This is a genomic window from Pseudomonas sp. RW407 (assembly GCF_003176655.1).
Lineage (GTDB): Bacteria > Pseudomonadota > Gammaproteobacteria > Pseudomonadales > Pseudomonadaceae > Pseudomonas > Pseudomonas delhiensis.
In genome coordinates, this window is sequence record NZ_QGSL01000029.1 from 118,656 (window position 1) to 129,890 (window position 11,235).

The 11,235-nt window shown below is 51.3% G+C and carries 9 protein-coding genes; 8 read left to right on the forward strand and 1 reads right to left on the reverse strand.

Features of this window, described 5'->3' with window-relative positions; translation table 11 throughout:
• Positions 1 to 376: 376 nt before the first annotated feature.
• The 8 genes from DK254_RS01410 to DK254_RS01440 all read left to right on the forward strand — a co-directional run bounded on the left by DK254_RS01410 (position 377) and on the right by DK254_RS01440 (position 10,183).
• A complete protein-coding gene (locus tag DK254_RS01410; protein ID WP_082816380.1) occupies positions 377 to 1,006 on the forward strand; it encodes a TnsA endonuclease N-terminal domain-containing protein in 630 nt (209 codons plus the stop codon).
• Entirely contained in the window at positions 1,003 to 2,922 is a 1,920-nt protein-coding gene (locus tag DK254_RS01415) for a DDE-type integrase/transposase/recombinase (RefSeq protein WP_082816381.1), read from the forward strand. Before DK254_RS01410 ends, DK254_RS01415 begins: the two co-directional genes overlap by 4 nt.
• The gene (locus DK254_RS01420; protein WP_109931694.1) at positions 2,909 to 3,850 is read left to right on the forward strand and encodes a TniB family NTP-binding protein; all 942 of its coding nucleotides are present in this window, start codon (positions 2,909 to 2,911) and stop codon (positions 3,848 to 3,850) included. Before DK254_RS01415 ends, DK254_RS01420 begins: the two co-directional genes overlap by 14 nt.
• Before the next feature lie 2 nt (positions 3,851 to 3,852).
• Positions 3,853 to 5,793 carry a TniQ family protein gene (locus DK254_RS01425; protein ID WP_256595806.1) on the forward strand — a complete coding sequence of 647 codons (1,941 nt, stop codon included), beginning with the start codon at positions 3,853 to 3,855 and terminating at the stop codon, positions 5,791 to 5,793.
• Positions 5,794 to 6,277: 484 nt separating this feature from the next.
• A complete protein-coding gene (locus DK254_RS01430; RefSeq protein WP_109931696.1) occupies positions 6,278 to 7,315 on the forward strand; it encodes a ParA family protein in 1,038 nt (345 codons plus the stop codon).
• A 4-nt stretch (positions 7,316 to 7,319) separates the two neighbouring features.
• A complete protein-coding gene (locus tag DK254_RS33690; protein WP_146219548.1) occupies positions 7,320 to 8,012 on the forward strand; it encodes a hypothetical protein in 693 nt (230 codons plus the stop codon).
• 379 nt (positions 8,013 to 8,391) lie between these two features.
• A complete protein-coding gene (locus DK254_RS01435; RefSeq protein WP_109931698.1) occupies positions 8,392 to 8,856 on the forward strand; it encodes a Bro-N domain-containing protein in 465 nt (154 codons plus the stop codon).
• Between the two features lie 268 nt (positions 8,857 to 9,124).
• On the forward strand, positions 9,125 to 10,183 hold the full coding sequence (locus DK254_RS01440) for a hypothetical protein (protein ID WP_146219549.1): 1,059 nt from the start codon (positions 9,125 to 9,127) through the stop codon (positions 10,181 to 10,183).
• A gap of 499 nt (positions 10,184 to 10,682) precedes the next feature.
• Here DK254_RS01440 and DK254_RS01445 read toward each other — a convergent pair whose 3' ends face one another.
• Positions 10,683 to 10,970 (reverse strand): helix-turn-helix domain-containing protein, encoded by a 288-nt coding sequence (locus DK254_RS01445; protein ID WP_089394610.1) that lies wholly within the window; start codon positions 10,968 to 10,970, stop codon positions 10,683 to 10,685.
• Between the last annotated feature and the right edge of the window lie 265 nt (positions 10,971 to 11,235).

An 11,235-nucleotide genomic window follows, 5' to 3' on the forward strand; every position in this document is an offset into this window, starting at 1 on the left:
ACATATTCCCTGCGGTCATTAGGGCATAGGGTTTATGCGCACAACCAAACACCTGAGGCAACGAGTGCCCCATGAAGAGCGAACGCAAACGCGTGACATGCCGCGTTGGCTGCCTGCCTAGCTCCATCGACCCATACCGTACCAAGCAGAACACCCCCTCACCATACGCCTAGCAAATGCTAAAGCAACACCCCTATCTAAGCCCCGGTTTAGACGCATTTAGCCTCAAGAAAAAATTCGAAATTCCGTATTACACCGGGCCGTAAAGAGGAGGACTCTCGACCTTGAGTGTCGACACATGGCGAGGATGCGAATTGCTCTCGTCGCGTACTGAGTACGGCACCTGGTTAGGCCCATCCAGCCCAGGGGACTCATCATGGCTGCAGCTAATGAAACAGCACGAAACGTGACTCGCTGTCACTATGGAAAAAATGTTGTTTTTTTCCCGTCCCGTAAGAATAACTGTCAAGTAATCTGCGAAAGCGTGCTGGAAGCAGATTACTGCCTCCTACTTGAGTTCGATAAGCAAGTCTTGGACTATCGGAGCCAACCTGAAACCTTGACGCTTCTCGATGACGGCGAAACTTTTATCTACACACCGGACTTCTGCGTAAACAGTAGTGAAGAGCTATTTTATGTAGAGGTAAAACCAGATCGAAATCGATTACCCTCAAAATATCTTCGAAAATTAACGGCTGCAAAAAAATTACTCAACGAGCGCGGTAGCGAACTTCAACTTTTAGACACCAGTGATATCCGCCCACACCATCTATTGAGAAATCTAAAACTGCTGTACTCACGCTCGTTCAATACCCGCCCCGAAGAATACGCCTACCTCATTAGCCAAATACCTCTTTTGCCGAGACATCTGACACTCGACGCCTTGCTACGAGAACTACCAGCCATCAGCTGTTCGGCCAAATACTTGGCCATTTTCAACGAGGTCTTCGGCGTTGATCTGGACCGTTTATTAACAACAAGCACGACGCTGGAGGTATTATCATGAGCCATTCAAGCCCCCCAATGGTCGGTGCCCAGTACGATCTGGAACACGACACCTATGTCGTCACCTGCGTCTTGGATGACCAGATCTCTCTGTGCTCACTTACTGGATTCCAGCGACGCTACCTCTCACGCGCGGAGTTTGCCGTGTTGGAACATCAGGGCAGCATCACTAAAAAGGTGGCCGCCCCTGGCGAGCTCAGCGACGCTTCTCGGTTGCTCCGCTCGGCAGCCGACCGGCAGAAATATGACTATCGCCGTGCCTATGTAGAAGCCTATCTGGAACAGAAAGAACTTACGGGCTGCACGAGAAGCCGTCTGCGCAAACTGATTGACGTGACCGCCGCCTCTCTCGGCGATCAGCGCAAACCCTCCCCCGTCACAGTGTACTGCTGGACCATGCGCTATCTGCGCAACAATCGTAATCCGTTGGCATTGCTACCCAACTATCCCACACATCGGTCACGCGCGATCAAACTAGCCGTAATCGAAATGATGAAACATTACATCAACACGGTCTATTTGACTCGCGAACGCCCGACCATTCAATACACCTACCGTTTGCTGAAAGGACATATTCAGGCGGAAAACGTTAAGCGTGCGAAGGCGGACATGCCGCTACTAAAACCGCCCTCCTATGCCACGTTCTGGCGGCAAGTGGTGAGCACCGACCGCTACCTCGCCGTACGTATGCGCGAAGGAAACAAGGCGGCACAAAGGACCTTTAAACACGGCCGAGCTCTCTATGTGGAGGACGACCTGTACGCCACAGTGCAATTTGATACAAAAACCATGGATGTGGTGGTTGTCGACGAAACCGGCCAACCCTTGGGACGGCCAGTCCTGGTCGCAGGACTCAACCCTAGCACGCGAGAATGCACGGGCTGGCACATGTCGCTTGGCGCCGTCTGCGCAGAACACGTGGTTTTAGCTCTCATTAATGCCATTCAAGGAGACGAGGATGATCCTGACAGCGGGGGAAAGATGCGTAACGCTGATCTGGATAATGGTTCAGAAAACGCCAACGACTGGCTTCAGAACATTGCCAATACCCTGGGCATCTCGCTGCGCTACGTCCCTCCAGGACAACCGGACGCGAAAGCCTTTATTGAGCGCTTCTTCCGAACCGTTGATCAGGGGTTGGTGCATATGCTGCCCGGTACGACCAAGGAGTCGCCCGCCAAGCTGGGTGATTACAAGTCAAAAGAGCATGCCTGCCTCACACTCCAGGAACTTCGCACCGCATTTATCAAGTGGCTGAAGATTTACCATAACAGTTACCACGATGAACTGTACATGTCGCCTCACCAAAAGCGCCTGGAACTCCTTCAGAAATCACCACCGCCAGAACGCTACAGTTCATCCGACCTCAAGCAACTGACACGTAGCATCTGTTATCGCAGACTGTCCAATGGCCGTGTGAGAATGTTCAATCTCTTATGGACCGGGCCTGGAATTGCAGAAACTGCCGCACGCTTGGGAAAAAAACAAACCGCTATCGTCTATTACGACCCATGTGACCTCTCTGAGGTCTGGGTTGCTCATCGCAATTCGCCTAAAGAGATGATTCCGGCATTTGCAACCCGACCAGCATATCAGCATGAATTGACCTTAAGCGAACACCTCAACGTCATGCGAGAGATCAATGAGAGCCGGACAAACTTCAATGAGAGCTTGGCATTGAAAGTGCGCAAGGAACTCTTCGAGGACATCCAAGAGATCAAAAGGAAGGCTGCTCAACGCTCTGCCAAGCAACGAGGCAAAAAGAGTTGTCCCTCCGGGAAAAACAAATCGCTGGAACGCCCTTACGTACACTCTGAGGAGGCCAATTTCCGCCCAATTTCAGTTTCCTTGAGCATCATCGAGACCGAGAAGTTCGAAACATTTAACGTCGAGGATATTCAGCATGAAGAGTCCTGACACAACAGACATTCTTACCAGATTTTCCTCATTTACCGTGGTCCACCCGTATTTCAAGAATGCGATGGACACCATCAATGAGGCAATCGAAATGACCCGTGACCGCCACGAGCCAAGTTCGGTGCTATTGCTCGGCGATGCCGGCACCGGCAAAACGCGAATTTGTCAAATCCTCACCGCCCGGGTCGGTGACTCCCGAGTTACCCGCAGCAAGGACGGCGTCACGATCCTGCAGCCGGTTATCAGCTGTGTAGTCCCACCTCATGCAACGATCAAAGGCCTCGTCGATCGTATTCTTAAGGAGCTGGGCTCACACAAGAACAATCAATCTCTCAGTAACCTGGAGAGTCGATTGTTTACCTTGCTAGCTACTTGCTGCACGAAAATCATCATTTTGGATGAGTGGCAACATCTAATATCACGAGGAGCCGAGCCCACACGCAACGGAGTATGCGACTGGGTTAAGGTATTGATCAATACGTTCAAAGGCACTGTCATTCTCTCCGGCACTCGAAAAAGTGAGGAGATCGTGGATGAAGATGAGCAACTGGCGGGCAGATTTCCGTTCAGGGCTTACCTGTACAACTTCTCGCTGGGCACACCAGAGGAACAGGACGTTTACGCCACACTCGTGGCGGCCTTTGCCCGAGAAATCAGCAATGCCATGCCGTTTGATGAAGTGTTGGTTCTTTGCGACGAAAAACTTCTGTTGGCACTTTTTATTTTCACTGCTGGAAACCTGCGCATCCTCAGGCTATTGCTACACTCCGCCTTGAAACAGGCACTGGAAAGAAACGACCGAAAGTTTATCCGTGAAGACCTGGCTTATGCCGCGACACGAATTCATTATGCGCGACGCCTGACGAAGAAGAACCCCTTTGAACTTTCGCTAGCAGAGCTGCAGGGAATTCTTTTTGGTAAGCGATAATGATGAGAATCCCTTATGTCGCCCTTCCACTGGATGAGGAAAGCTTTGCAAGCACCATCCTGCGAATGGCTCAAAGAAATGGTTATCTCTGCGTGGACCAATTCCTTAAGTCTTTTGGCCTGGGGAATAGTGGGATCCCCGCTAATCAATGGGTAGGATCGAATCTATATAGATTGATATTGGGGCAACCCACACTGAGAAACGAAGATCGAGAACTACTTAAATCTATATTTAACACCAAGCCCATGCGCTATCGCACCGACGTATTCACGATTAACGGGATACGGTTACCGACTCACATGCTGCGCCAAGATCTGGCCATATGTCCAGACTGCCTGAGAGAGGGCTACTTACACCATATGCATGCTTATGAGTTCTGTGATATCTGCCCCAAACACAGCCAATATTACTATCTGACGTGCCCTAGCTGTAACGTCCCTATTAGCTGGCGCAACCTAAAAGGCTGGATTTGCGCCTGCGGCCAAGACTTACGCCAACTCACGACTCAACCCGCCAATAGTTACTCCACGATGCTAGTTGCGCAGGCACTCCAAGAGGCTGACCATATTTATATGAAAAACCTCTGCACAGCGATAAAATGCACACGCTATCTAGAAAGCCCAATACGCAGCCATGACTTGCTAGCCGATTGCCAAAACGTCGCCACCGGTGATAAAGACTACTTCTTCAGCCATATCAGAAAGCAACAATCTCTTTACCCTTGCCTACATCGGCGGGCAATTCTGGCACCATGGCTACTGACAGACAACACCCAATTGCGCACTTATGCCATCGAGTACTTTTTTGCCGCATCGCAGCAGAAACCCTCATCCCGAGCTCACGCCTGTGAGTGTAGCCAACTATTATTCAATCCAGCAGAGCTCAGATTTACCTTCAAGATTGAAAGATCCCAGAAGAGCAAGATCCCAAATCAGAGCAGGCCTACCGGAACCACTATCAAACTATTCCAAGTACAGGATCTCTGCCGCTTACTGATGGAGTGTCCCAAAATCAGTTGGGATGACTTCGATCATCAGCCCTATCCGTGCAACGCCAATAGGCTTATGAATGCAACGGAAGCAGCATACGCATTGACCACGAGTAAGCAGACGATAAAGCGTCTTCACTACTTTGGCTTACTTAAGGGAGAGCGGTTTCAGAGGAAAGTTGGGGTGCTATTCCCTTGCAGTGAGGTCGAAAGGTTCCACCAGACCTATGTACTCAACCGTGAAATCTCCAAGAATCTAGGAATCAAACCCAAGACTGTACAGAAACTATTGACTTCGGCGGGTATCCAGGAGGTACGTAACAGGGCTTTCGGCTCATCACTCGTCGCCTATCGAAAGGACGAAATCTCCGCAGAGCTTCTCTCATTTCTTACCACTCCTAGGCCTCCTACAGCCCCCAGACTCCAGACCTCCTCCTGCTCAGGAATATTATTTAGCGAAGCAGCCAGCAAACTACGATTGGGCGTCAAGGATATCCCGACCCTCATCAAGATGGGCATTTTGGAGACTGCTCCGGCCATTCGGAGCACAGGACTTCCTGGCAGGGATCTATGTACCCGCAAAAGCCTGTATCAGGCCCTACGCTGGAGAAGTCGGCTTCTCACGTTTTTGGAGGTTGAGAAGCTCTCAGGCTGCTCAACAATCATGATCCATGCCCGATTTGTTTCTGCAAGCTTCATTAAAGAAATCAAGCTAACAACTACATCACTGATGAGTTCTCTAGACGCCGAGAAGGTGAAAAATCACTTCAAAACCTACACTACTGAAAAGACGGCGAGAACTGAGTACCGACTAAGTCCAAAAAGAATTCAGCAGCAAATAGCGAAAAATAGAATTCATCCTCTTCCTCCCTCCCACAAGGACTTTCTCAAAGGTCAAAATACAATTTTAAGAGCAGAGCTTGACGCTATCTATAGAGCATCCCCTGAGTATTAATCCACTTCCCTCTTAGTTTCTCCTCTCCGTCACACGCTCTTCCCCTACCAGCACGCAGCGTGCCCCAATGATCCGCCACAACCGTCATTCACCCTCGTGGCCAATTCCGACTCCCTATCAGTCCAGTACTTAGCGCAAAAGAAAGCACATATTCCAGGAATTGGTGAAACGGAGCAAATCCAGCCGGTTGGTAACCTATTGATAATATTCGACACCTGGGATAAATCCATCTGAAAAGGTACGGTAGTAGCAAAGCAGCAAGTCAAGACCATTAGAAACGCTGATACTCGAAATGGAATTTTGGGGCAGTGATTAGAAAGACAAAAGCCCCGCCTAGTGCGGGGCTTTTCTTTAATAAGAAATTTTTTCCTTTTCTAGTTGCCATCAATATAGTGGCATTGTAAATTCAGAATACTACGCAAGCGGTTCTCAAGCAGACCAATCGAAACTCTTTTAGTACAGACTTATTTTTGGAGTTTAGTTAGTGACAAAGATTATTACGCTCTACAATCACAAGGGTGGCGTCTCAAAAACTACAACCACTTACCATTTGGCTCACGCACTAGTGGAGCACCTTGGAAAGAAGGTACTTGTTGTAGATGCCGACCCTCAGTGCAACATTACTGAACTATTTCTCTTCAAAATAATAGAAGAATTGGACGAGAGGGAGAGTAAAGGAGAGCAAACCTCACTACCTGGCACCTCCCTTAAAGATGCTCTCTGGCCCCGCCTAGACGGCGAACGACCTGACGTAGATGTTGCAGGGATTGACCTTATAAAACCCTGCGACAGCGAAGAGCTATATATTTTCAGGGGAGACATCGCTCTTAGCGAAGCTGAAGACAGGCTCTCGTATGCCCACAGTCAGCGAATGACATCTGATATGCATCAGAAAAGAAATCATATCGCAATCCACGACATGCTACGGCGTCTTGGGGCAAGGGATTCATTTGACTATATATTGGTCGATGTAGGGCCTAGCGCAGGAGCTTTAACTAGAGCATTCTTCTTATCTTGCGATGAGTTTCTCACCCCCGTAGCACCAGACCGATACAACTTTCAAGCAATCAACTCGCTCTCTGAAATTCTGAGTAAATGGATAAGCGAGCAATTAGACATAGTCAGCGACTTCAAAAAACTCAAATTGAATATTGCCGAAGGCACACCAATATTCAAGGGCTTGATAATGCAGCGTTTCCAACGTCACAATGGAAATGCCAAGCCAAGCTATCAATTGTGGATTGATAAAATCTCCGAAAGAACAGTAGAAAAGCTTCTACCGTCATTAATTGATGCTGGAGGTAAAGAATCTGTTTACCCAGCGACTCTTAGCGCACCCGCAGCAACAGCTATTCCCGACTTCGCAAGTATTGCTCCCATGATGTTACAACTTGGTAAACCTGCATGGCGGCTTGAAAAGAAAGAAACAGGCTGGCAAGGGGCAGTCTGGGACGACCGCGAAAACGCAATGCAAGAAATCAAAGAACTATTCTTCAAATTAGCAGAACTGGTTGACAAATAACAGCATGTATAACTGGGAATATGGAGTTGTAAGCTTTATTGATATTCTCGGATTCTCTAGCATCGTAGAACGCGATGCTAGGAAGCTCGACCCAGAAAACCTAAAGAGAATCGATGACGGTAATGAAGTCAGGCAAACATCCAAAGATTCCGGAATAGAAATAATACTTTTCTCGGACAGTATCGTCTTATCCGCCAACCTTGAAAACCAAGGAATCATAGAAATCCTAAGAAATAGCATTGCCATTCAAAAAAGCTTATTATCAAGAAACATTCTAACCAGAGGTGGAATTGCCTTTGGGAAACACTATCAAGACGATAAAACCTTATATTCGGAAGCCTTAATTAAGGCATACAACCTTGAAACAAAGATAGCAAAATTCCCTAGAGTAATAATTGAACACGATCTACTTGACTGGTTAAGAAACGACCAAGATACGACTCCAGAGCAAATTAAGCAAGCAGCTAGTCTGACCTTAATTGATAAAGACGACCAAATCTTTCTAGACTACCTAACCCCCGAATTACTGAGCCACTCATTAGAAATACTAAACAGCACTACAAAATTAAAATACACTTCCGGCGTCCTAGAGAAATATCAATGGCTGGACTCATATCACAATCATAAATGCATTCCAGACTTCCCCGAACTACGATGCAGAGCATATATGCAGGGCTTCACAAAACCGAATACATAAGCAAAGCCGATGACGTATTATCGATCAAATGCTCAATAATGGTTGACCTATAACTACATTATCCTTACGATTTCCCGGCGCCTAAGAAACGCCTGTCACCTAGCGGCCTGACCGCTCCCGAAAGCTAAGCGGCTTTTTTGAGCCTGCGGGATTTTCTCGTTCTCAAAAAACCTCTGCGACGCCGGGAGTGGGCTAATACAAGACCCGAAAGGGGAATACGTCCGGCCCTCTAGGTGGGGTTTCTTAACTCCCGGCACCCAGCCCTAAGAAAGCTGTTCTGACCTAGCAGAGGTAATGGATATGCCTATCACCCCCAGCCTTCAGCCCGAAGGCGCTTCGCCGCACCTGCCCTCTTCCCCCTCCACCTCGGAGGTGCGCCATGTCTGAAGAGATCCTGATTCCCACCCTGTTCACCCGCCACAAGCGCCAGCTGCGCGCCCTGCTGCTGGAAGACCAATGCTGGTTCAGCACCCGCGACCTCGGCCGGCTGATGGGCGTGCCGATGCTGGAAGAGCGCGTGCAGCGCAACCTCGATGACGACCAGCACCGCCGCGCCTGGCTGCGCGGCGGCAATGGCGACTACGAGGACGAACTGCTGCTCAGCGAGTCCGCCGTATACGCCACGCTGATCCACCACTTCCACCCGGAAAACCGCTGCATCCGCCAATGGATCACCCAGGAAGTGGTGCCAACCCTGCGCGACAGCTACCGCCACGACACCCGCCAACCCCGCCGAGAAACCCTCCACGGCCCCACCCAGGCTCTGACGGTGCTGCGCTGGCAAGGCATGCTCTGGGTGCCCTACCGGCAATGGCCGCAGGTGAACGCCACCCCCACCTGCTGAACACCGGACCTGTTCGTAGGATGGCGTTGAGCGCAGCGATACCCATCGATGGCGAGGCAGTATGGGTATCGCTTCGCTCCACCCATCCTACGGGGCGGCATCTTTTCGTAGGAGCGAGCTTGCTCGCGAACGGGCCGCATGCCCAAGGTTGTTCGCGAGCAAGCTCGCTCCTACAGGGCTCGGCGCTACAGGATGCACATGCACAGGTGACAGGCCGAATACTGGCCACTTACCATGATAGGTATTCGCAACGTGGTGGATGCCCAGCATGGATGCACGAGTGGAAGAAGCAGCAGAAGTCGACTTCATTGACCGGTACGTACAGAAGACCGAGGAATTCTCGAAGCGATACGCCAGACAACTGGTTAAATGGCTGCCGGCAGTGGTGGGGTTCTCAATCTTCCTGACCTACTTCTTCGGCAATCACTTCTACCCCAGCTTTGACCTGTTCCAGTTTTCCTCATTGCTGATCTCGGCGGCGGTGATCGGCTTCGTCTTTGTCGGCCTTCTTGCTGCGGGAATCGCTTCACCAGGGCTGATAACGGTTCACCTCTTCGTGAACAGAAAAACGCTCAGAGGAAGCCTGCGCCACGTGGGCGCTACTGACGAAGAAATAGAGCGCAATGCGCTCTGGCTGGTGTTCCTCTGTTTCGTCATTCCCTATGCACTCAGCTCACTGGCAACGTCTGCCCTGATCGTCACGATTAGATCGTCCATGCCATCCGCTCACGCCCTCGTAACGGCGCTGATTTCGTTGTTCTTTGGCGTGCTTTTGCAGGTGCGCTTCAAGCTGCCTAAATGGAGCTTCCTTCGATATGCCTATACGGCTTTCATCGCACTACTGATCGTCAAGGCGGTCGTGCTCCAGTCCATATCCATTTCCCAGTCAGACTCGGCGTTCGGAGGCATGCTTTCCGGCCAGCTTCAGACGCTAGGCATCTTTCTGGTCCCTCTGTTCCTCAGCGTCATCATTGGGTTCTTTACCATGGCGGCCTTCGGTGGATTCACCCATTCCTTGTGTATTTCCGTACCGTTAGCCCTGGCCATCGCCTTCTACAGCGGCGCATTGACTTCTATGCCTGAACGAGTCGTCAAAGGTCTCGGGCTGGGGAACTACGAAGCGGCAAGCCTCATTATGGAACCGGAATTCTGCGAAAAGAACCTGCCGGACTTCATGCCCTCGGCGGCCCCCTGTGTGCTGAAAAACCCAACTGTCATCTGGTCACTGGGCGATACACTCACCTTGCGCGTGGGCAAGGACACCACCGCCCGCCAGGTCCAAATCCCCTCGCGCTTCGTCAAAGCCATCGTCCGTAATCCTGGATAACCTTGGCATCCGCGAACGGTTATTCGCCCTACGTGGCGCACCGGAAGATATGGATGTTTCTTTAGAAACCCATAGGGTTCCAGGGAAGCCCGGTCGTAGGAGATACACTCTTGGCGCCGAGACGTCGTTCGCAGGATGGGTTGAGTTTACGAAACCCATGCAGTCGTGGTGATGGGTATCGCTTCGCTCCCCCCATCCTACGGGGCGTCTTTTCGTAGGAGCGAGCTTGCTCGCGAACGGGCCGCGTGCCTGAGGTTGTTCGCGAGCAAGCTCGTTCCTACAGGGCTCGGTGCCAAGGGATGCGCGGGCACGGTACGTAGGGCGAATAACGCTCCGCGTTATCCGCCGTTTGACCTCGGTCCAATCCCGCTCGCTGCCGGCCACGGAGCCGCCCTCGAAACCGCGCCAAGTCCAACCATGGCGTTGCCGACAAGGAAGGCGCAACGGCGGATAACCGCGAACGGTTATTCGCCCTACGCAACCTGCCCTCCGGGAGCGATCACGCCGCCTGATGTTCTATGGTCAGGCCGATGGACAGTCCGGCGTGAACGGCGAGTACAACCAGGGCATCCAGGCTGAACTCACCCAACTGGCCGCGCTTGAGCAGGGTATAGCGCGGCGCAGTGATACCCAGACGCTGGGCGCGGCTGCGGTCGGTGCCATCCCAACTGGCTGCCTCCTTCTGGATCGCCTGCAGGAGGGTCGCGCGCAGGCGCAGCTTTTCCGCCTCGGCGGTGGTGTCTGCAATGGCGTCGAAGACGCTGTTGAACGCTTGGACCTCGATCATTTTCTTTCCCTCGGTCAATCGCGCAGGCGGCTCCTGGCCAGGTCGATATCTGCCCGCTGATAAAGCCAGGCAAGCAAAGTTATCGGAACCGATAACGCGGCACAATTTTCCTGTCAACCAAAAGCGGAGTTTGGCGTTAAGGATGCGGCCCAGCACCGTAGGGCGCAGGGAAGCACGGTCGTAGGAGCAACTGTCTTGCGGCCCGCGCCGAAATGCTCTTCGTAGGAGCGAGCTTGCTCGCGAATAAACCCCGCTGCGGAGTCCG

Bases quoted from the DNA above. Each gene is read 5' to 3' on its own strand.
- DK254_RS01410 (WP_082816380.1), top strand. From the start codon at position 377: ATGGCTGCAGCTAATGAAACAGCACGAAACGTGACTCGCTGTCACTAT.
- DK254_RS01415 (WP_082816381.1), top strand. From the start codon at position 1,003: ATGAGCCATTCAAGCCCCCCAATGGTCGGTGCCCAGTACGATCTGGAA.
- DK254_RS01420 (WP_109931694.1), top strand. From the start codon at position 2,909: ATGAAGAGTCCTGACACAACAGACATTCTTACCAGATTTTCCTCATTT.
- DK254_RS01425 (WP_256595806.1), top strand. From the start codon at position 3,853: ATGAGAATCCCTTATGTCGCCCTTCCACTGGATGAGGAAAGCTTTGCA.
- DK254_RS33690 (WP_146219548.1), top strand. From the start codon at position 7,320: ATGTATAACTGGGAATATGGAGTTGTAAGCTTTATTGATATTCTCGGA.
- DK254_RS01435 (WP_109931698.1), top strand. From the start codon at position 8,392: ATGTCTGAAGAGATCCTGATTCCCACCCTGTTCACCCGCCACAAGCGC.
- DK254_RS01440 (WP_146219549.1), top strand. From the start codon at position 9,125: ATGGATGCACGAGTGGAAGAAGCAGCAGAAGTCGACTTCATTGACCGG.
- DK254_RS01445 (WP_089394610.1), bottom strand. From the start codon at position 10,970: ATGATCGAGGTCCAAGCGTTCAACAGCGTCTTCGACGCCATTGCAGAC.